The 20,421-nt window shown below is 69.7% G+C and carries 21 protein-coding genes; 5 read left to right on the forward strand and 16 right to left on the reverse strand.

What is annotated here, in order from left to right; genetic code table 11:
- Positions 1-4: 4 nt before the first annotated feature.
- From ACZ6D7_RS31155 to ACZ6D7_RS31175, 5 genes are all read right to left on the reverse strand, one after another.
- Positions 5-460: an Lrp/AsnC family transcriptional regulator gene (locus ACZ6D7_RS31155; protein ID WP_469497857.1), complete on the reverse strand. Its 456-nt coding sequence runs from the start codon at positions 458-460 to the stop codon at positions 5-7.
- A gap of 68 nt (positions 461-528) precedes the next feature.
- Positions 529-1,185, reverse strand: coding sequence for a UbiX family flavin prenyltransferase (locus ACZ6D7_RS31160; protein ID WP_469498006.1), 657 nt, complete (start codon positions 1,183-1,185; stop codon positions 529-531).
- Positions 1,186-1,240: 55 nt separating this feature from the next.
- Positions 1,241-1,813: a Uma2 family endonuclease gene (locus ACZ6D7_RS31165; protein WP_469497859.1), complete on the reverse strand. Its 573-nt coding sequence runs from the start codon at positions 1,811-1,813 to the stop codon at positions 1,241-1,243.
- Between the two features lie 45 nt (positions 1,814-1,858).
- Positions 1,859-2,761 carry a menaquinone biosynthesis prenyltransferase MqnP gene (mqnP, locus tag ACZ6D7_RS31170; RefSeq protein ID WP_469497861.1) on the reverse strand — a complete coding sequence of 301 codons (903 nt, stop codon included), beginning with the start codon at positions 2,759-2,761 and terminating at the stop codon, positions 1,859-1,861.
- Positions 2,758-4,215 (reverse strand): menaquinone biosynthesis decarboxylase, encoded by a 1,458-nt coding sequence (locus ACZ6D7_RS31175; RefSeq protein WP_469497865.1) that lies wholly within the window; start codon positions 4,213-4,215, stop codon positions 2,758-2,760. The genes mqnP and ACZ6D7_RS31175 overlap by 4 nt, the downstream gene beginning before the upstream one ends.
- A 189-nt stretch (positions 4,216-4,404) precedes the next feature.
- On the opposite strand from ACZ6D7_RS31175, the gene ACZ6D7_RS31180 reads away from it, so the two are divergent.
- Complete coding sequence (locus ACZ6D7_RS31180) at positions 4,405-4,818, forward strand: PLD nuclease N-terminal domain-containing protein (RefSeq protein ID WP_469497868.1); 414 nt, start codon at positions 4,405-4,407, stop codon at positions 4,816-4,818.
- A 6-nt stretch (positions 4,819-4,824) separates the two neighbouring features.
- Here ACZ6D7_RS31180 and ACZ6D7_RS31185 read toward each other — a convergent pair whose 3' ends face one another.
- Together ACZ6D7_RS31185 and ACZ6D7_RS31190 are read right to left on the reverse strand one after the other, a co-directional pair.
- Positions 4,825-6,459, reverse strand: coding sequence for a nuclease/transposase family protein (locus tag ACZ6D7_RS31185; protein WP_469497871.1), 1,635 nt, complete (start codon positions 6,457-6,459; stop codon positions 4,825-4,827).
- Entirely contained in the window at positions 6,452-7,027 is a 576-nt protein-coding gene (locus ACZ6D7_RS31190) for an IS607 family transposase (RefSeq protein WP_469497875.1), read from the reverse strand. Before ACZ6D7_RS31190 ends, ACZ6D7_RS31185 begins: the two co-directional genes overlap by 8 nt.
- Positions 7,028-7,110: 83 nt before the next feature.
- Between ACZ6D7_RS31190 and ACZ6D7_RS31195 the strand changes: the two genes are divergently transcribed.
- Positions 7,111-7,872 carry a MerR family transcriptional regulator gene (locus tag ACZ6D7_RS31195; RefSeq protein ID WP_469497876.1) on the forward strand — a complete coding sequence of 254 codons (762 nt, stop codon included), beginning with the start codon at positions 7,111-7,113 and terminating at the stop codon, positions 7,870-7,872.
- A 23-nt stretch (positions 7,873-7,895) separates the two neighbouring features.
- On the opposite strand, the gene ACZ6D7_RS31200 is transcribed toward ACZ6D7_RS31195, so the two are convergent.
- Positions 7,896-8,681 (reverse strand): CDP-alcohol phosphatidyltransferase family protein, encoded by a 786-nt coding sequence (locus tag ACZ6D7_RS31200; RefSeq protein ID WP_469497877.1) that lies wholly within the window; start codon positions 8,679-8,681, stop codon positions 7,896-7,898.
- A gap of 122 nt (positions 8,682-8,803) precedes the next feature.
- On the opposite strand from ACZ6D7_RS31200, the gene ACZ6D7_RS31205 reads away from it, so the two are divergent.
- Positions 8,804-9,253 carry a nucleoside deaminase gene (locus tag ACZ6D7_RS31205; RefSeq protein ID WP_469498009.1) on the forward strand — a complete coding sequence of 150 codons (450 nt, stop codon included), beginning with the start codon at positions 8,804-8,806 and terminating at the stop codon, positions 9,251-9,253.
- Positions 9,246-10,223, forward strand: coding sequence for an isopenicillin N synthase family dioxygenase (locus tag ACZ6D7_RS31210; RefSeq protein WP_469497879.1), 978 nt, complete (start codon positions 9,246-9,248; stop codon positions 10,221-10,223). The genes ACZ6D7_RS31205 and ACZ6D7_RS31210 overlap by 8 nt, the downstream gene beginning before the upstream one ends.
- Here the strand turns inward: ACZ6D7_RS31210 and ACZ6D7_RS31215 are convergent.
- Positions 10,220-10,639, reverse strand: coding sequence for an SRPBCC domain-containing protein (locus tag ACZ6D7_RS31215; protein WP_469497882.1), 420 nt, complete (start codon positions 10,637-10,639; stop codon positions 10,220-10,222). The genes ACZ6D7_RS31210 and ACZ6D7_RS31215 overlap by 4 nt on opposite strands.
- A gap of 212 nt (positions 10,640-10,851) precedes the next feature.
- Between ACZ6D7_RS31215 and ACZ6D7_RS31220 the strand changes: the two genes are divergently transcribed.
- Positions 10,852-12,096 (forward strand): RNA-guided endonuclease InsQ/TnpB family protein, encoded by a 1,245-nt coding sequence (locus ACZ6D7_RS31220; protein WP_469497885.1) that lies wholly within the window; start codon positions 10,852-10,854, stop codon positions 12,094-12,096.
- Between the two features lie 99 nt (positions 12,097-12,195).
- Here ACZ6D7_RS31220 and ccsB read toward each other — a convergent pair whose 3' ends face one another.
- The 7 genes from ccsB to hemL all read right to left on the reverse strand — a co-directional run bounded on the left by ccsB (position 12,196) and on the right by hemL (position 20,066).
- Positions 12,196-13,281, reverse strand: coding sequence for a c-type cytochrome biogenesis protein CcsB (ccsB, locus tag ACZ6D7_RS31225; RefSeq protein ID WP_469497888.1), 1,086 nt, complete (start codon positions 13,279-13,281; stop codon positions 12,196-12,198).
- A 186-nt stretch (positions 13,282-13,467) separates the two neighbouring features.
- Positions 13,468-15,186 carry a cytochrome c biogenesis protein ResB gene (resB, locus tag ACZ6D7_RS31230; protein ID WP_469497891.1) on the reverse strand — a complete coding sequence of 573 codons (1,719 nt, stop codon included), beginning with the start codon at positions 15,184-15,186 and terminating at the stop codon, positions 13,468-13,470.
- A 3-nt stretch (positions 15,187-15,189) separates the two neighbouring features.
- Complete coding sequence (locus ACZ6D7_RS31235) at positions 15,190-15,960, reverse strand: cytochrome c biogenesis CcdA family protein (protein ID WP_469497894.1); 771 nt, start codon at positions 15,958-15,960, stop codon at positions 15,190-15,192.
- A gap of 1 nt (position 15,961) precedes the next feature.
- On the reverse strand, positions 15,962-16,588 hold the full coding sequence (locus ACZ6D7_RS31240) for a TlpA family protein disulfide reductase (RefSeq protein ID WP_469497897.1): 627 nt from the start codon (positions 16,586-16,588) through the stop codon (positions 15,962-15,964).
- 66 nt (positions 16,589-16,654) lie between these two features.
- Complete coding sequence (locus tag ACZ6D7_RS31245) at positions 16,655-17,941, reverse strand: polysaccharide deacetylase family protein (protein WP_469497900.1); 1,287 nt, start codon at positions 17,939-17,941, stop codon at positions 16,655-16,657.
- A gap of 122 nt (positions 17,942-18,063) precedes the next feature.
- Complete coding sequence (locus tag ACZ6D7_RS31250) at positions 18,064-18,750, reverse strand: histidine phosphatase family protein (RefSeq protein ID WP_469497904.1); 687 nt, start codon at positions 18,748-18,750, stop codon at positions 18,064-18,066.
- The gene (gene hemL / locus ACZ6D7_RS31255) at positions 18,747-20,066 is read right to left on the reverse strand and encodes a glutamate-1-semialdehyde 2,1-aminomutase (RefSeq protein ID WP_469497908.1); all 1,320 of its coding nucleotides are present in this window, start codon (positions 20,064-20,066) and stop codon (positions 18,747-18,749) included. Before hemL ends, ACZ6D7_RS31250 begins: the two co-directional genes overlap by 4 nt.
- Between the last annotated feature and the right edge of the window lie 355 nt (positions 20,067-20,421).

Raw genomic sequence — 20,421 nt, forward strand, 5'->3', positions numbered from 1 at the left:
GCGCCTAGACCTCTTCCGGAAGGTCCCCGACCCGGTTCTCCCACTTGGTGGAGAGCACGATGGTGGTACGCGTCCGGGAGACGCCCTTGGTCCCGCTGAGCCGGCGGATGATCTTCTCCAGGCCGTCCACGTCGTTGGCCCGCACCTTGAGCATGAACGAGTCGTCGCCGGCGATGAACCAGCAGTCCTCGATCTCGTTCAGGTCCTTCATCCGGTTGGCCACGTCCTCGTGGTCGGCCGCGTCGGAGAGGGAGATGCCGATGAGGGCGGTGACGCCGAGGCCCAGCTGGGCGGCGTTCACCGTGGCGCGGTAGCCGGTGATGACACCGGCCGCCTCCAGCCGGTTGATGCGGTCGGTGACGCTGGGTCCCGACAGGCCGACGAGGCGTCCCAGCTCCGCGTAGGAGGCCCGGCCGTTCTCCCGCAGGGCCTGGATGAGCTGCCTGTCCACCGCGTCCATGCGAATCGAAGCCTTCCGATCAAAGTTCCTGAAGAGATGAGAGGTACTGCGACGTACTCAGATGGCGCTCACGTGTCCCGGGTTCCGCTCGCGCCGCCCAGTTCGCCCTCCCAGCGGCGGTAGAGACCGTGCGCGACCCCCGCCGCGTCGAGGACCCGTCCGGCGACGAAGTCGACCAGGTCCTGGATGTGGGTGGCGCCCGCGTAGAAGGCGGGCGACGCGGGCACGACGCTCGCGCCGGCGTCGTCGAGAGCGACGAGATGCCGCAGGGTCTGCCCGTTCAGCGGGGTCTCCCGTACGGCGACGACCAGCGTGCGGCGCTCCTTGAGCGTCACGCTCGCCGCCCGCTGGAGAAGGTCCTTGGAGAGCCCGAGCGCGACACCGGCGACACAGGCGGTCGAGGCGGGGACGATCAGCATCCCCTTCGCGGGATACGACCCCGAGGACGGGCCCGCGGCGAGGTCCCCGGCACCCCAGTACCGCACCCCGTCGAGGTCGACGTCGAAGGTGCCCGGCTTGCCGTCGGCCCCCCGCGCCAGCCATTCCCGCAGGTCGTCCCGCCAGTGCGCGTCCCGGAACGAGATCCCCGTCTCGTCCAGCAGGGTGAGCCGCGAGGCCCGGCTGACCACCAGATCGACCCGCTCGCCCCCGGCGAGCAGCGCCCGCAGCACAGCGGCGGCGTACGGCGTACCGGACGCCCCGGACACCCCCACGATCCAAGGCACGCGCTGCGTTTCTCCTGCGTTCACACCTTGAGCGTACCGGTGGGCGCGGGGGTCTTCAGGACCGGTGGGGCGCGTTGGGGTCGACGGGGAGGTGCGCGGTGGGGATCGTGAGCTTGCCGAGCGGGGAGTCGACGGTCAGCTCGGGACCGTAGGCGATCGTGTCGCGGCCGCGGTAGCCGTCGGGGCCGGGGTTCCACAGGGTCACGGCGTGCCCCTGGAGGGGGTCGAGGATCAGGTAGTTGGCGATCCCCCGGAAGGCGTACCAGCGGGGCTTGACCTCGTAGTCGCGGCGGATGCTGCCCTGGGAGACGACTTCGACCACCAGCTCGATGAGATCGGGTGAGTAGGCACCCTTGTTCTTGGCCGCCTCCGGGGCGGGGATGACCGCGAGGTCGGGGCAGAACTCGTTGTCGTCGTCGAAGGGAAAGGCGACATCGCTGGCGAAGTCCCACTCGGGGCCCAACTGGGCCTCGAGGTCGTTCCACACCAAGCGGATGGTCTTGGCGTGGTGGGGCTTGACCGGACTCATCATGATGTTGCCCTCGACAATCTCCATGCGATAGCCGGGGAACATGTCCTCGAACCGGCTGAGCTGCGAGTGCAGGCGGTCAAGGTCCGGGACGGTCACGGTGGCCTCCTTGGGGTCCTGCCCTCGATGTTAGGCCGACCGTATTCAGGCGGTCAGACCCCGAACCAGGAGATCCAGCAGCGCGCACACGAACAGGGCAATGCCGATGAAGCCGTTGACGGAGAAGAACGCCCTGTTCAGGCGGGAGAGGTCGTGGGGGCGGACGATCGTGTGCTCGTAGCCGAAGGCGGCCGCGACGATCAGGAGGCCGAGCCAGAAGAACGCGCCGGCGTCGGTCAGCAGGGCGTACCAGACGAGCAGGGCCGTGGTGATCGCGTGGCAGGCGCGGGCGGAGTGGATCGCCGCCGGGATGCCGAAGCGGGCCGGCACCGACATCACACCGGTCTCGCGGTCGGTCTCGACGTCCTGGCAGGCGTAGATCAGGTCGAAGCCGCCGATCCAGATGCCGACGGCGAGGCCGAGGACGACCGCGTCCCAGGACCACTCACCGGTGATCGCCAGCCAGCCGCCGACCGGGCCCATGGCCTGGGCGAGGCCCAGGATGGCCTGCGGGAAGTTCGTGAACCGCTTGCCGTAGGGGTACACCACCATCGGGATCACCGCGACGGGCGCCAGGGCCAGACAGAGCGGGTTGAGCAGCGCCGCCGAGCCGAGGAAAACCACGACCGCGATCAGGGCGCCGGTCCAGGCGTGCTTCACCGACACCGCGCCGGTGACCAGTTCGCGGTGGGCCGTGCGCGGGTTGCGGGCGTCGATCTCGCGGTCGATGATCCGGTTGACCGCCATGGCGAAGGTGCGCAGCCCCACCATGCAGACGGTGACGAGCAGCAGCCTGCCCCAGTGGATGTTCTTGTCCAGCTGGAACATCGCGGTCAGCGCGGCGATGTAGGCGAAGGGCAGCGCGAAGACCGAGTGCTCGATCATCACGAGACGGAGGAAGGCCTTCGTGCGTCCCGGCTGCGGGAGCGCTGCGGATGCGGAACTCAAAGCCCGTACTCCTTCCAGCGGCGGTCGACCTTCGCCGCCGTGTCCGGGTCCGACAGGACCATGTCCGGCCAGCCGCCGTCGCGGGTGTAGCCCTCCTCGGGCCACTTCTTCGTCGCGTCGATGCCCGCCTTGCCGCCCCAGAACTGCTGGTAGGAGGCGTGGTCGAGGTGGTCGACGGGGCCCTCGACGAGCGACAGGTCACGGGCGTAGTCCGTGTTGCCGAGCGCCCGCCACGCGACCTCGTGCAGGTCGTGGACGTCGCAGTCGGAGTCGACGACCACGATCAGCTTGGTCAGGGACATCATGTGGGCGCCCCAGATCGCGTGCATGACCTTCTGCGCGTGCTTGGGGTACTTCTTGTCGATCGAGACGATCGCGCAGTTGTGGAAGCCGCCGGCCTCGGGCAGGTGGTAGTCCACGATGTCCGGGACGATGATCTTGAGGAGGGGGAGGAAGAAGCGCTCCGTGGCGCGGCCCAGCGGTCCGTCCTCCGTGGGCGGGCGGCCGACGACGATCGACTGGAGCAACGGCCGCTTCCGCATCGTCACGCAGTCGATCTTCAGGGCCGGGAACGGCTCCTGCGGGGTGTAGAAACCGGTGTGGTCGCCGAAGGGACCCTCCGGCAGCATCTCGCCCGGCTCCAGCCAGCCCTCGATCACGACCTCCGCCTGCGCCGGCACCTGGAGCGGGACCGTCTTGCAGTCGACCATCTCGATCCGCTTGCCCGCGAGGAACCCGGCGAAGAGGTACTCGTCGATGTCACCGGGCAGGGGCGCGGTGGAGGCGTAGGTGACGGCCGGCGGGCAGCCGAAGGCGATGGCGACGGGCAGCCGCTCACCGCGCCGGGCGGCCACCTGGTAGTGGTTGCGGCTGTCCTTGTGGATCTGCCAGTGCATGCCGATCGTGCGCTTGTCGTGGCGCTGGAGGCGGTACAGCCCGAGGTTGCGGATCCCGGACTCGGGGTCCTTGGTGTGCGTGAGCCCGAGGTTGAAGAAGGAGCCGCCGTCCTGCGGCCAGGTGAAGAGGGCGGGGAGGCGGTCGAGGTCCACGTCGTCGCCGTGCAGGACGACCTCCTGCACCGGCGCGTCGCCGGACTTCACCTTCTTCGGCGGGACGTGTGTCATCGCGCCGAGCTTGCCGAACGCCTCGCGCACCCCGACGAAGCCGTGCGGCAGCTCGGGCCGCAGCAGTCCGCCGATCTTGTCGCTGATCTCCGCGTACGACTTCAGCCCGAGCGCCTTGAGCAGGCGGCGGTCGGTGCCGAAGACGTTCATCGCGAGGGGCAGGTCGGAGCCCTTCACGTTCTCGAAGAGAAGCGCGGGACCCTGGGCCTTCTGCACCCGGTCGACGATCTCCCCGACTTCCAGGTACGGATCGACCTCTGCCTTGACGCGCTTGAGGTCGCCTTCGCGTTCCAGTGCCCTGAGCAGGGAACGAAGATCGTCGTAAGCCATGCGTCCCAGTATCGCCGAGCCCCTCCCCCAGCCGGCGCATCACCCCCCGGCCGGACCGCGTCGGCCCACGGGCCCGGCCTCCCGCGCACCCGCCGCCACCGGAGGGGCGATCGCGCCACCCGCTACCCTGACCCCGTCAATCGGGGCCGACTCGCGGTCCGTCGCCGTTCTCTGGGGGAACCCGCCACCATGCTCAGGTATCTGCCCCTCCTGCTGGTGCTGGCGCTGTGGATCTACGCCTTCATCGACTGCCTCAACACCCCGGAGGAGGAGGTGCGGGGGCTGCCGAAGGTGATCTGGGTGATCATCATCCTGCTCTTCGGCGAGGTGCTGGTCGGGCCGGTGGCCTGGCTGGTGGCCGGCAAGGTCCGGCAGGGCGCGGCCGGCGGCGCGACCGCCGCCGAGCGGGCACAGGGCCGGCGCACCGAGTGGATCGCCCCGGACGACAATCCCGAGTTCCTCAAGTCCCTCGAGGACGACGGCAAGAAGGACGACGAGGACACGAAGGACGATCAGCTTCTCAAGGACTGGGAGGCCGATCTGCGCCGCCGCGAGGAGGACTTGAAGCGGCGGGAGTCGGACGAGGATCCGAAGGGCGACTGACCGTTCCTAATCAGTGAGCAGGAGTGAGTCTTGGACCCAAGCCTGTGCACTGCGGACATTCCGAACGGTTCTGGATGTCCTGGTCTCCCGCTTTCGCTCTGTATCTGGCTGCACGGATCGTGTCCGTGGTCCGGGAATACGGGGGCGGGTTCCCTCACGCCTTGGGGTGCCCGGTCGGGCCTGGACGGTCCGATGCCCCGCACGATCACTCTGGTCGTGCGGGGGCGGTGCCGTCCGTCGCCGGATCGGGTGCCCTTGGGCGCGTCGTCCGATCGCGATGCTCGCGGCATCGTGACGGGTGGTCTTTCGGTTCTTGGTGGTGAGGGGCTTCTGCCAGTGCTGGGCGCCCCAGCGGCTGGTGTAGGCCGGGTCCACGGCGATGATCGCGATACCCCTCTGGTCGGCCATCGAGGTCAGGCGGGCGCGGAGTTTTCCGGTGGGGATGCCGGAGATGATCTGTCGGAAGCGGCGCCGGCGGCCGTGCTTCTCGCGGGTCTTCTCGGCGGTGAAGTCCAGGTCTTCGACGGCGATGGCCTTCACGCCACAGGTCTTGGCCCAGTTCAGCAGGCGCGTCAGGGCGTGGCGGACCTGGGCGTCGCGGTGGTCGGCGTTGCCGGACAGGTCGTAGGAGAAGCGGCGCGGTCGGCCGATCGGGTTGCCGTGGGTGTCGAGGCGCCAGGCGGCGAGGTGGTCGGCGTTGGTGTCGACACCGATCACCCCGTCGGCCAGGGCGGACTTGATCGGGATGGTCTTCGTCGGGGCGTACTGCCAGGACGCGGTGATGTACCAGCGGCCCCGGTCCACATCGAAGTGGATGCGGTACGCGACGGCCCGGTTGGCTTCGATGCGGTCGGCCCACTCGGGGCCGCGGTGCGGGAAGGAGACCTTGCACGCGAGGACGTACCGGCCGTGCCGGGCGTTGGCCAGGTGAGCCAGCGGCGCGGGCAGCTTGATCGACACCTCCCCGTCCGGGGTGATGCGGATCGTTTCGTTGCCGAATCGCTTCCCGCTCTCGCCGTCGGCGGCCAGGAACCAGCGCTCTGCCTCCCAGCGTTCCCGCCACTGCTCGGCGGTGAGCTGGGCGGCAGCCAGGTTGTGCCGGCTGCGGGCGAGCCGCTTGCCGCCCCGCACCACGCGCACGCGGCCGTTCTCACGGTCAGCGCGTTCGCGCTCCAGCCGGTCTTCGAGCACGCGCAGGCGGCGGGTCTTGTGGAACCACTCGCCCTCGGAACGGTAGCCGCCGGGGGCCTTCTTCGTGCCCTTCGCTCCGATCGGCTGCGACAGGCGGTGCGCGATCGTCTTGATCCCGGCTTCGAGATTCTGGATGTGCGCGAGCTGGCCGCGACGCGAGAGCGCCCACTGATCGTGAGTGGCTTTGGTGACAGCGCCGGCCCAGCGCGCCGACGACTGAGGCGTCAGCGAGCGTTTGCGTGCAGCCCACGTATCGGTGGAGTGCTCCAGACCATCCCGGCAGCGGGCCACGAGGTCCTTCGACGCGAGCGAACCCATGTGCACGCCGACCAGCCGAAGGACTTCCTCGTCCCCGGCCGTCAGGCGCTTGAGCCGGTCCCGGACCGCCACACCGGCGGGGCCGAGGGCCACGAACGACGGCACGGTCTCGCGGAGTGCGGAGTCAGCCATGCCCGGCGGCCTCCAACGCCTTGCGGGCACGGTTCTTCGCCGACCGGCGGCCATACAGGAGGGCGCAGAACGACGTCAGCACCTCCACCATGTCCCGCACCAGGTCGTCTTCGACCTCGCCGTCATCCAGGACGACGAGACGGCGGTTGTGTGCGGACAGGGCAGCCTCGACGAGTTCGACGTTCACGCGGCCGAGCCGGTCTTTGTGCTCCACGACCACGCAGGTCACGTCCGGATCAGCCAGCAGGCGACGGACCTTGCTGCGACCGCCGTTCATACCCGAGCCGATCTCGGACTCGACCCGGACGACCTTGCCGCCCGCCTTGGCCGCCCACGCAGACAACCGGGCCAACTGCCGCTCCAGATCGCCTTTCTGGTCGTGCGAGGAGACACGGACATACAGCCCCAGGCCGCCCACCGCTTCCGGAGCGGTGCTGGTCTCGATGTTCACCAGGATCGTGCGCGGCCCGACCCGCTGAGCCGGTACCGGCAACGTCCCCTCACGGAACCAGCGATACGCGGTCTGCGGATGCACGCCCTGCGTCTTCGCCCATTCCGTCAGATTCACGCTCTGCCAACGACACTTACTCATGCATGGTTACGCTCACTTACTCGAGTTCAAGGGCCAGCAGGTGAAGACCCCGGCACGAGGTGAGCGGACGCCGGCTGCGACCCGTGGATCTGGCCCGGCTGGCCGGGATCTCCACGCAGCAGGTCCGTAACTACGAGGACGCCGGGGTGCTGCCGGCGGCCGTGCGGACGGAGTCGGGGTACCGGACCTTCGGGGAGGCGCACCGGCGGGCACTGCTGGCGTACCGGGGGCTGGTCCGGGGGTACGGGCCGGTGGTGGCGGCACGGATCATGCGGACGGTGCACGCCGGGGACGTCCCGGGCGCGCTCGCCCTCGTGGACGCCGCGCACGCCGCGCTGCACGAGGAGCGCGCGGCGCTGCGGGCGACCGGGGCGGCCCTGGAGGCGCTGGCCGGAGAGGCGCCGGGCGGGGAGGCCGACGGGCCCGAACGGTCCGGCGGGCTGCGCATCGGGGAGGTCGCCGCCCTGCTCGGCGTACGGACGTCCGCGCTGCGGGTGTGGGAGGCGGCGGGGCTCGTGGCGCCGGGCCGGGAACGCGGCACGGGCTACCGGCTCTACGGTCCCGCCGATGTGCGCGACGCCCGGATCGTGCACAGTCTGCGCCAGGGGCACTACCTGTTCGCCCAGATCCGCCCCGTACTGGACGAGTTGCGCCGCGAGGGCGGGAGCGAGACCGCGCTGCGCACGGCGCTCGCGGCACGCGCGCAGACGCTGACGGCCCGCACCCGGGCGATGCTCGGGGGTGCGGGCCGGCTGGACGACTATCTCGACTTGTACGACTGTCCCGACCGCGTCGACGGTACGAGCGACTCGGTCGACTGATCGATACCGGGCGTCCGGGCGTCCTACCGCAGGCGGGACGACGACAGGATCGACAGCAGGTGGGCCGGGACCATCAGCCAGGTGATCGCGGCGATCGCGGCCAGCGCCCAGCGGGTCGGCTCGATGCCGCCGGTCGCGGCGTCGGCGAAGGCCACGACCAGGAGGACGAGGGACGCCTCGATGCCGTTGGTCACCCGGTGGATCTTGAAGGCGGCGGCGAGCCGACGCACCGACGCGACGCCCTGCGAACGCGGCGCGGCGGCCTCGTCGTCCGCGACCGCGAGCCCGCGCCGGGCCCGGGCCACGTCCACCAGGTCGGTCGACGCCTTCAGCAGCACGACGCCCAGCGCGGTGGCCAGCCCGAGCGACACCCAGCCGTTGAAGCCGTTCCAGTCCCCCAGCCCGGACTCCGCGGCCCGGAAGCCGAAGCCGATCATCAACGCCGCGTCGGCCAGATAGGCGCCGAGCCGGTCGACGTAGATGCCGGTCGCGCTGTTCTGGCCCTTCCAGCGGGCGACTTCGCCGTCCACGCAGTCGAAGAGCAGGAACAGCTGCATGAGGAGCGCGGCGAGCACCGCACCGGCCAGGCCGGGGATCAGCAGCGCCGCGCCGGACAGGATCCCGCACACCACCATCGTCCAGGTCAGCTGGTCCGGGGTGACCGGGGTGCGCACCAGCTGGCGCGTGAACCGCAGCGACAGACGGCGCATGTACAGCCGGCCCGCCCAGTGTTCGCCGTTGCGGCTCGCCAGCTTGGCCTGCGGCTGGCAGACCTCCCGCAGCTCCTCCAGCACCGGAGCAGCACCCATGACCGTTCCTCCCACAAGCCCCTTGATGATCGGGCCAGGGTACAGAGCCCTCAAGGGGCCGCCGCGGCGGGGCGGTTGTGGAGTCCCCGGGGGTTCCTCGGCACAGTGAGGTCATGGACCCCATGGATCCCACCACCGCCCGCACCTGGCTCACCACCGCCCTGGCAGAGGCCCGCGCCGGTCTCGCCGAGGGCGGGATCCCGATCGGCGCCGCCCTGTACGGGCCGGACGGCACACTCCTCGGGCGGGGCCGCAACCGGCGCGTCCAGGACGGCGACCCGTCCCTGCACGCGGAGACGGCCGCGTTCCGCGCGGCGGGCCGGCGGCGGTCGTACCGTGGCACGACGATGGTCACGACGCTCTCGCCGTGCTGGTACTGCTCCGGCCTGGTCCGCCAGTTCGGCATCTCCCGGGTGGTCGTCGGCGAGGCGGTCACCTTCCACGGCGGCCACGACTGGCTGGCCGACCACGGCGTGGAGATCGTCCTGCTGGACGACCCCGAGTGCGTGGCGATGATGCGTGACTTCGTCGAGAAGAACCCGGCTCTCTGGAATGAGGACATCGGTGAGTGAGCGACAGACCCCCCGGATCCCGACCATCGACCTCGCCCCCTGGTTCTCCGGTGATCCGCGGGATCGGAAAGACATCGCCCGCACCGTCGACGAGGCATTGCGCGGTGCCGGGTTCCTGCTGGTGACCGGGCATGGGGTGGACGCGGGGCTGCGGGCGCGGATCCGGGAGGCCGCGCGGGGGTTCTTCGTGCTGCCCGCCGAGGTGAAGGAGCCGTACGGCGTGCGGGTCGGGGGGCGGGGGTGGCTGGGACCGGGGGCCGAGGCGAACGGGTACGCGGAGGGGACCGAGACTCCGCCGGACCTGAAGGAGTCGCTCAGTTTCGCCACGCACGAGCCCTTCGACGACCCGGTGGTCAACGCGGAGTGGTACGCGCCCAACGTGTGGCCCGCGGAGGTGCCCGAACTGCGGCCGCTGTGCGAGGAGTACCTGGCGCGGATGGCGGAGCTGGAGCGGCAGTTGCTCGCGCTGCTCGGGGAGGCGCTCGGGCTGGAACCGGACTTCTTCTCGCGGCACATGGCGCATCCGACGTACGGCTTCAACATCAACTGGTATCCGGGGCGCGAGGTCGTCGGGGAGCCGGAGCCGGGGCAGTTCCGGATCGGGCCGCACACCGACTTCGGGACCGTCACGATCCTCGACCGGCAGGCCGGCAAGGGCGGTCTCCAGGTGTGGACGGACGAGGGCGGCTGGGAGGACGCGCCGTTCGATCCGGCCGCGTTCACCATCAACATCGGTGACCTGATGGCCCGTTGGACCGGAGACCGGTGGCGTTCGGGCCGGCACCGGGTGCTGCCGCCGCCGGCCGACGAGCCCGCCGAGGAGCTGATGTCGCTCGTCTACTTCGGCGAGTGCACCCCGGGGACGGTCGTGGAGTCCGTGCCCGCGCCGGTGGGGCGAGTGGCGTACGAGCCGGTCGACTCACATGTGTATCTGCGGCAGAAGCTGGACTCGATCGCGATGGAGCCCTAGGTCGCGTCCTGGCCGCTCGCCAGAATTTCGATCAGACGTTCGAATTTAGCCCGCCAGCCGGGCTCGCTCGCGCCCTCGCCAACACCCTCCTGGAACTCGTGGGTGAAGCGCAGAACGGTCCCCTCGTCGCCGTGCCGCTCCAGGTGGAAGCGGATCCGGCCGCCCTCGACCGAGTACTCGGCGACCCGGTCCACGTCCCACGCGGTGACCTGGCCCCGCCCCGGCCCGCGCAGCGCGACGGTGCCGCCGAGCCGGGGTTCCAGCAGGTCCACGGCGGTCCACCAGGCGCCGATCCCCTCCGGGGTGGCCAGCGCCGGCCAGACCGCGTCCATGGGCCTCGGGAGCCGCACCAGAAAGTGCAGGATGTGCGTGTTCCCGTGGGTCTGGCTGGTGCCCTGTTCGATGGAACCGGTCATGACACCAGCCTGGCCCCGCCCCGCCGAAAGCGCACCACTTACAGCCGCTGACCTGCACGATCGACTACAGCGCGGATCAGCACGGCGTGTTGCCGGTGACGGCCCCTCCTTCACGTCCGAGCAGTCACCGGCGGCCGCGCTGCGCGCGCCCATGGGGCACCTACTCGCCGGAAATGCCCTGGCTTCACAAGATGACTGCTACCTTGTGAAGCATGACCGTTATTCACGTGAAGCGGGCGTTCAAGTACCGCTTCTATCCGACCGACGCGCAGGCTGCGGAGCTGTCGCGGACGTTCGGGTGCGTGCGGAAGGTCTACAACATGGCACTGGCGGCCCGCACCGAGGCGTGGACTCTGCGCCAGGAGCGGGTCAACTACAACGCCACCTCCGCGATGCTGACGGCCTGGAAGAAGACCGAGGAACTGGCCTTCCTCAATGACGTCTCGTCCGTTCCGTTGCAGCAGGCGCTGCGGCACCTACAGACGGCGTTCACTCATTTCTTCGCCAAGCGAGCCAAGTACCCGCGCTTCAAGTCGCGCAAGAAGTCCCGCAAGTCCGCCGAGTACACCACCAGCGCTTTCCGCTTCCGCGACGGGAAACTGACGCTGGCCAAGATGGACCAGCCGCTGAACATCGCGTGGTCGCGCCCGCTACCAGCAGATGCGCAGCCGTCCACGGCGACCGTCTCGCAGGACAGTGCGGGACGCTGGTTCGTGTCCCTGCTGGTCGAGGACCCGGCCATCCAGCGGCTCCCCGCCAACACCAAGGCGGTGGGCGTGGACGCCGGGCTCGACCACCTACTGACGCTCTCCACCGGGGAGAAGATCACCAACCCGAGGCACGAACGCAAGGACCGTGCCCGACTGGCACGAACCCAGCGGGAACTGTCCCGCAAAGCAAAGGGGTCCGCGAACCGGGAGAAGGCCCGCAGGAAGGTCGCCCGTATCCACGCCCGGATCACCGACCGCAGGCGGGACACCCTGCACAAGCTCACCACCCGACTCGTTCGTGAAAACCAAACGATCGTGATCGAGGACCTGACCGTTCGCAACCTGCTGAAGAACGCCCACCTGGCCCGCGCCATCTCCGATGCCGCGTGGGCCGAGTTCCGGGGTCTGCTGGAGTACAAGGCCCAGTGGTACGGCCGCGAGGTGATCGCGGTGGATCGCTGGTTCCCTTCCTCCAAGCTGTGCTCCCAGTGCGGCGCGCTCGCCGGGCGCATGCCGCTCAACGTCCGTACCTGGACGTGCGACAGCTGCGGCGCGGCCCACGACCGGGACGTGAACGCGGCACTCAACCTTCGGGCCGCCGGGCTGGCGGTGTCGGCCTGTGGAGCCGGTGTAAGACCTCAACGGAGCACTCCGGGCGGGCAGTCGGCGTTGAAGCAGGAAACCCACGGAGCAACCCGTGGAACCCCCTCCCTTAGAAGAGGGATGAAGCCAACAGATGCTCCTTGAGGATTGATCGATCGCCCCTCTACCCGTCCGTGCGGCGAAGGCCGGTTTCTGTGACCCAGGTCACAGAAACCGGCCTTCGCCGTCAGCGGGTCGAGCGCGTCACACGCCGGCGTACGAGTGCTTGCCGGAGACGAAGATGTTGACGCCGTAGTAGTTGAACAGCCAGCAGCCGAAGGCGATCAGGGCGAGGTAGGCGGCCTTGCGGCCCTTCCAGCCGGCCGTGGCGCGGGCGTGCAGGTAGCAGGCGTAGGCGACCCAGGTGATGAAGGACCAGGTCTCCTTGGGGTCCCAGCCCCAGTAGCGGCCCCAGGCGTCGCCCGCCCAGATCGCGCCCGCGATGATCGTGAACGTCCAGAGGGGGAACACCGCCGCGTTGACGCGGTAGGCGAACTTGTCGAGGGAGGCCGAGGCCGGCAACCGGTCCAGGACCGAGTTCGCGAACCTGCCCGGCTTGCCGCCGGTCGCGAGCTTGTTCTCGTACGAGTCCTTGAACAGGTACAGGATCGTGGTGACCGCGCCGACGTAGAACACCGCGCCGCACAGGATCGCGGTGGAGACGTGGATGTACAGCCAGTACGAGTGCAGCGCCGGGACCAGCTGGTCGCTCGCCGTGTAGAGGACGGTGACCGCGAGGCCCAGGTCGAGCAGGACCGAGGTGATCAGGAACAGCCCGAGCCAGCGCACGTTCTTCTTCAGTGCCAGCAGCGTGAGGTACACGCCGACGGCCACCGTGGAGAAGGTGATGTTGAACTCGTACATGTTGCCCCAGGGCGCCCGCTCCACCGAGGCCGCGCGGGCGATCACACCGCCCAGCTCGACCAGGAAGGCGAGCGCCGTGAGGGAGACGGCGATCCGGCCGTACATGTCGCCCTGCTCGTCCCCGCCGTGGGCGCCGGGACCGTCGGGCACGTCCCGCGCGCCGGCCGCGGAGCGCACGACGACCTTCGGGCGCTCCAGGACGGCGGTGCCGCCGTTCTTCTTCACGGTGACGGCCGGGGCCTTGGCTGCCTTGACCTTCACGTCGGCGGTGAGCGCGGCGGCCGTACGGCCGACCTTGCTGCGGCTGCCGAAGAGCCATTCGGCGATGTACGCGAAGAAGGCCAGGGTGTAGACGGCCATCGCGGAGTAGATCAGCGTGTTGCTGATGTTCGCGAGGTTCTCGTTGGTGGCGGCGGCGAAGGTCACCTCAGCACTCCTTCGGGTGAATATCCCGGCGACTTGCGGTCGGGCGGTGAGGTCTACAGGAAGACTGCGGTCGTGTTACCGGGCTGGTTTCAACCCGGCTGGCGTTGATCGTGGAAGACCTGGCGGGCCGCTGGTCCGCTGGGCGGCGTGAGCCAGGAATCTCCCTGAATCCGCGAGGGAGAGGATTCAATTCTCAGCCCCTTCGGCAGCTGCGGCGTTGGAGTCGGACACACCGTCCGGCTCCTTCCCCGTTTCTTCGGATGCCCCGGGCGCCTGGTCGTACAGGATCCCGGCGAGGTCGCCGAGTTCCTCGGGCACCTTGGCGGACTCGCTGCGGCCGAGCCCGGCCATCTCGACGACCGTGACGCCGTCGGCGCCCTTCACCGCGCGCACCCACACCCGGCGGCGCTGGATGAACAGGGAGGCGGCCAGGCCGAAGATCGCGGCGAGCGCGCCGCCCAGCGCCCAGCCGCTGCCGGGCTGCTGGGTGACCTGGAAGTTCGCCCACTCCTTGGTGCCCTCGTAGGTGATCGAGCCGGCACCGTCCGGGAGGGTCATGGTCTCGCCGGGCTTGAGGTTCGACCTCAGCTGGAGCCCCTTGGAGTCCTTGAACTCCTTCATGTGCGTGGTGTCCAGCTGGTACACGCTCTGCGGGATGCCCGAGTTGACGCCGAGGTCACCGTGGTACGGGGCCAGGTTCAGCACCGGGTTGCGCAGCGACGGGAACGCGGAGGCGGTCTCGTTGCCCTTGACGTAGCTCGGCAGGAAGAAGGACTGGAAGGCGAGCTGTTCGCCGACGCCCTTGGCGTTGCGGTAGCCGTCGAGGACCTTGATCACGCCGGAGGAGGTGATGTTGGAGTCCAGCGGGAGCAGCGGCACGGCGTCGCTGTAGACGACGTCGCCCTTGCCGTCGCGGACGGTCACCACGGGGGCGTAGCCGTGGGCGGTGAGGTAGACCTTGGAGTCGCCGATCTCCAGCGGGTGGTTGACCCTGACGAGCGCCTTCTGGTCCTTGCCGTAGGCGCCCACGCTGTAGGTGAGGGCGGCCTGGAAGGTGCGCGCAGTGCCCTTGTTCGGGCCGGTCGTCTCGTACGTGCCGGTGAACTTGTCGAGGGTGAAGCTGAACGGCGTCAGGTCGTCGAGGCTGAAGAGGCTGCCGGACTTGAAGTCGTCGTAGGAGATCAGGGTGTTGGAGAAGCCGTCGCCCTCGACGGCCAGTTTGTTGCCCTCGGACTTGAAGAGCTGGCCCCAGGCGAAGGCGGTCAGCATCACGATCAGCGCGATGTGGAAGGCGAGGTTGCCGACCTCGCGGAGGTAGCCCTTCTCGGCGGCGACCGCGTCACCGGTGGGGTGGGCGCGGAACCGGCGCTTCTTGAGCAGGGCGAGCGCGGCCTCGCGGACCTGCTCGGGTTCCGCCTCCGTGCGCCAGGTCGTGTAGGCCGGCAGCCGGGTCAGGCGCTTGGGGGCGCCCGGCGGGCGGCCACGCAGCTGGCCCACGAACTGCCAGGTGCGGGGCACGATGCAGCCGATGAGCGAGACGAACAGCAGGATGTAGATCGCGGAGAACCACACCGAGCTGTAGACGTGGAAGAGGCCCAGCTTGTCGTAGATCGGCGCGAGGGTCTCGTGCGCCTGACGGAAGTCGGCGACCTTCGTCTCGTCGCTGCCGGACTGCGGGATCAGTGAGCCGGGGATCGCGCCGAGCGCCAGCAGCAGGAGCAGCAGCAGGGCGACCCGCATGGAGGTGAGCTGGCGCCAGAACCAGCGGGCCCAGCCGATCACGCCCAGTCCGGGCACGCCCGTGAGCGTGTCGGTGGGGGCGGTGGACAGCTGGGAGCCGGCGGCGCCGAGGTCCTGGTCGTCCGGGGCGACGGGCGTGTCGCCGGTGGTCGCGGTCTTGCTCATGGATCAGATCCCCACAGTGAAGCCGGCGGACCAGGACTGCATGTCCTGCACAAGGCGGTCCCACGCGCCGGTCAGCAGCAGCAGACCGGTCACGATCATCATCGTGCCGCCGACCCGCATCACCCACACATAGTGGCGCTTGACCCAGCCGAAGGCGCCGAGCGCCTTGCGGAAGGCGACCGCGGCGAGCACGAAGGGCAGGCCGAGACCGAGGCAGTAGGCGACGGTCAGTATGGCACCGCGGCCGGCGCTCCCCTGCTGGGAGGAGAGGGCGATCACGGAGGCGAGGGTCGGGCCGATGCACGGGGTCCAGCCGATGCCGAACAGCGCGCCGAGGAGCGGGGCGCCGGCCAGCCCGGTGGCGGGCCTGCGGTGGAAGCGGAACTCCCGCTGGGTCATCCAGGGCATCAGGCCCATGAAGAACACGCCCATGATGATCATGAGCACGCCGAGCACCTTGGACAGGACGCCCTGGTTCTCCACGAGCGTCTGGCCGAAGTAGCCGAACAGGGCGCCGCTGGAGACGAACACGGCGGTGAAGCCGAGGACGAACAGCGAGGCGCCGGCCACCATCCGCCCCCGCCTGGCCTCGGCGAGGTCGGTGCCGGTCACACCGGTGACGTACGACAGATAGCCGGGGACGAGCGGCAGGACGCAGGGGGAGAAGAAGGAGACGAGACCGCCGAGCAGCGCGACCGGCAGGGCGACGAGCAGGGCGCCGTTGAGCACCGTGTCGTTGTAGCCCGTCGCGGCGAGCGTGGTGAGTGCGCTCACGTCACTTCTCCGCGAGGACCGGGGCGATCATCTTGCGCAGCTTGTCCTCGCTGAGCGCAGCCAGCGAGCGGGCGGCGATCTTGCCCTCCCGGTCTATCACCAGCGTGGAGGGGATCGCCTGCGGGTTGAGCGTGCCCTTCTCGAAGCGGAGCATCAGCTTGCCCGTGGGGTCGTACAGGCTGGGGTAGGTGACGCCCTGCGCCTTCTCGAAGGCGAGGGCGTTGGCGGCCTTGGCGTCCCGGGTGTTGATGCCGACGAACTGCACGCCGTCGGCCTTCAGGTCCTGGTAGACCTTCTCGAAGTTGGGCGCCTCGGCGCGGCACGGGGCGCACCAGGAGCCCCACACGTTCAGGACGACGATCTTGCCCCGGTAGCTGTCGACGTCGAGCTGCTTGCCGTCGACGGTCTCGCCGGACAGGTCGGGGACCGCGTCCCGCTCACCCTTCTCGGCGGTGGAGATGCCGTCCTTGCCCATGACGAAGTTGGTGTCTCCTCCGCCGCCGACGGTCCCTCCGGAACCGCACGCGGAGAGCAGCAGTGCTGCGACGGCGGCCGCACCGGTCAGGGCGGCGCGGCGTGAGCGGATCCGGGCGGTCGAGCGCAGGGGGGCGCGGCTGGCGGCACTCATGTGAAAAGTTTCGCATGCCCGTTCTGGGGATCTTGCGCACCCCCCTTGCGGGGGGAAATCCGCATTTCAGGCGGCGGTTCCGGAGCCCGTCGAGGTGCCCGCGGCGTCCTTCGTGAACTCCTTCCAGCCGCCGGCCGGCTGCTGGCCCACGTCCAGGGTGCGGAGCTTGGCGAGGACTTCCGGCTTCTGTACGTCGATCCAGTCGACGAACTGGCGGAAGGAGACCAGGCGTACGTCGCCGCCCTTCTCCTTCTCCCGGGCGATGTGCTTGAACGCCTCTTCGACGGCGTCCATGTAGATGCCGCCGTTCCACTGCTCGAAGTGGTTGCCGACGAAGAAGGGTGCGCGGTTCGTCTCGTATGCCCGCTTGAATCCCTGTATGTACGCCTGGGCGGACTGCTGACGCCAGCCCGGGTAGTTGTGGCTGGGGGCGTTCGTGGAGTTGACGGACTGGTTGGCGAGCATGTTGTAGTCCATCGACAGGACCTCGAAGCCACGGCCGGGGAAAGGTATCTGCTGCAACGGCAGGTCCCAGATGCCCTGCTTCTTGTCCGGCCAGACCTGGCGGCCGCCGGGCGAGGAGGCGTCGTAGCGCCAGCCGAGGGCGCGGGCGGTGGGCAGCAGGTTGTCCTGGCCGAGGAGGCAGGGCGTGCGGCCGCCGACGAGTTCCTTGTCGTAGTCGAAGGGGAGCGCCGGGAGGTCGGTCCAGCCGCTGTTGGTCCGCCACTCCTTCACGAAGGCCTTCGCCTGGTCGATCTCGCTGCGCCACTGCGCGGACGTCCAGTTGCCGACCGAGCCGGAGCCGCCGCAGAAGTGGCCGTTGAAGTGGGTGCCTATCTCGTGCCCCTCGAGCCAGGCCCGGCGGACGCCCGCGAGCGTCATCTTCACGTGCTCGTCCGTGAGGTAGCCGATGTCGGAGGCGCCGCGCGGGTTGTTCGGCGGGTCGTAGAGCCGCTTCTTCGACTCGGGCAGCACGTACAGCCCGGAGAGGAAGAAGGTCATCGACGCGCCGTGCTCCTTGGCGAGGTCGAGGAAGCGGGGGAAGAGGCCGTTGCCCACCTCGCCCGCGCCGTCCCAGGAGAACACGACGAACTGCGGCGGCTCCTGGCCGGGCTCCAGCGGCTCCGGCTTCGCGGGCTGGTGGGGCTGCTTGCCCGTGAAGGAGGTGGAGCCGTCACCGAGCGGACGGGCGGTCGGCTTGGGTTTGCCGGAGGGGCTCTTCCCCGGCTTTCCGGAACCGCCGGCGGGGCCGTCGCCGTCCGAACTCGTGAGGCTGCCGCAGGCCGTGAGTCCGGCGGCGGCCGCGGCTCCGGCGCCGAGACCGAGTGCTCCCCTTCGGGTGATCCTGCGCATGGCGTCCTCGTTCGTCAGGTCCTCTGGTGGTCACCCATTCAGAGGACGCGACGAACGACGAGGTTCCGCGGCGATACTTCCGGGTTTCGTAACAGATGTACCCGGAAGCAACGGGAAAGGGCTTACGCCCCGAACGCCTTGTCCTTGCCCTTCACCGGCTTGGCACCGGCGCGCAGATGGGCCGGGACCAGATCGATGGCGGGCTCCGCGTAGCCGACGGACACGATCCGGTCGCCCTGGTACGTGAAGGTCGTCAGCGAGGCGAGCGTGCACTGACGCTTGCGCGGGTCGTGCCAGAGCCGGCGCCGCTCGACGTAGGACCGCACGATCCAGATCGGCAGCTGATGGCTGACCAGCACCGCCTCGTGCCCGCGCGCCCGGTCCTTCGCCGCGTCCAGCGCGCCCTTCATCCGGACGACCTGGTCGACGTACGGCTCGCCCCAGGACGGCTTGAACGGGTTGACGAGGTGCTTCCAGTTCTCGGGCCTCTTCAGCGCCCCGTCCCCGACGCCGAAGGTCTTCCCCTGGAAGACGTTGTCGGCCTCGATGAGCCGCTCGTCGGTGGCGAGGTCCAGGCCGTGCGCCTTGGCGATCGGGGTGGCCGTCTCCTGCGCCCGCTCCAGCGGGGAGGCGACGACGTACGTCACATCGCGGGTGGAGAGGTGCTCGGCGACCCGGTCGGCCATCTGCCGGCCCAGCTCGGAGAGGTGGTAGCCGGACAGCCGGCCGTACAGGACGCCGTCGGGGTTGGCGACCTCGCCGTGCCGCATCACGTGGACGACGGTGAGGTCCTTGTCGGTGGTGGTCATGCCGCAGTGGCCTCCGCAGCCGCTCGGGCCGCCGCCGGGAGGGCGTCGGCGATCCGCTGGATGGCCCGGTCGTCGTGGGCCGTGGAAACGAACCAGGACTCGAAGGACGACGGCGGCAGATACACGCCGTTCGCCAGCAGCGAGTGGAAGAAGGCGTTGAAGCGGAAGGACTCCTGCGCCTTCGCGTCCTCGTACGAACGGACCGGGCGGTCCGTGAAGAAGACGGAGAACATGTTGGAGGCGCTCTGCAGCGTGTGCGTGACGCTCTCCTTGGTCAGCGCCTCGGAGACCAGCGCCTGGATCCGCTCGGACACCGAGTTGACCTTGGCGTACGCCGCGTCGTCGAGCAGGCGGAGCTGCGCGAGACCGGCGGCGGTCGCGACCGGGTTCCCGGAGAGGGTGCCGGCCTGGTAGACGGGCCCGGCGGGCGCGAGGTGCGCCATCACGTCGGCCCGGCCGCCGAACGCCGCCGCCGGGAAGCCGCCGCCCATCACCTTGCCGAAGGTCATCAGGTCCGGCCGGACCCCGTCGATCCCGAACCAGCCCGCGCGGCTGGTCCGGAAGCCGGTCATGACCTCGTCGGAGATGAACAGCGCGCCGTTGGTGGCGCACGCGTCCTTCAGGCCCTGGTTGAACCCGGGCAGCGGCGGGACGACACCCATGTTGCCCGGGGACGCCTCGGTGATCACACAGGCGATCTCGCCCGGGTGCCGGTGGAAGGCCTCCTGGACGGCCTCCAGGTCGTTGTACGGCAGGACGATCGTGTCGCCCGCCTGGGCGCCGGTGACGCCCGGGGTGTCGGGCAGCGCGAACGTCGCGACACCGGAGCCGGCCGCGGCGAGCAGCGAGTCGACGTGCCCGTGGTAGCACCCGGCGAACTTGATCACCTTGGCGCGGCGGGTGAAGCCGCGGGCGAGCCGGATGGCGGACATGGTGGCCTCGGTGCCGCTGGAGACGAGCCGCACCTGCTCCAGGGGCTCGATCCGGTCGACCATCTCCTCGGCGAGCGCGACCTCGCCCTCACCGGGCGTACCGAAGGAGGTGCCGCGGGCCACGGCGTCCTGCACGGCCGCGATCACCTCGGGGTGCGCGTGCCCGAGGATCATGGGGCCCCAGGAGCACACGAGGTCGACGTACTCCCGGCCGTCGGCGTCGGTGAGGTAGGGCCCGCTGCCGGACACCATGAACCGGGGTGTGCCGCCCACCGCACGGAAAGCGCGGACCGGGGAGTTCACTCCGCCCGGTGTGACGGCTGCCGCTCGGTCGAACAGTGCCTGCGATACAGGCGCATCGTATGAATAGGGCAGTTCGCTCATGACCTGCGACTTCTCCGACCTTCTCCGACTTTCCGACTTGCTGGACTCCGGTTGCCAGTGGCCTCCCAGAGTAGGCCAGGGGGCGGGTGATGCCGCGGGCGCGCCGGGTCGGGGCCCGGGGCCGGGGGCGCGCCGATCTTCCTCCTGACCGGACAGCCAGTCGCTCCCGTCCGCCATCTGCGAAACTGTGACCTGATAGACGCAGCTCACAGCGACCATGGGTCGAGGTGCTGCGAAGATCCTGCGGACAGGTGTTTCACCGCACGTTTCGGCGAGCGGCCGTGGGGGAGGTCACTGACACGATGATCGGGTTGCGCGGCCGGGGCTACGCGTCCTAGAAAAGCAGTCGGGTGGA

It is taken from the genome of Streptomyces sp. NPDC041784, assembly GCF_055591025.1.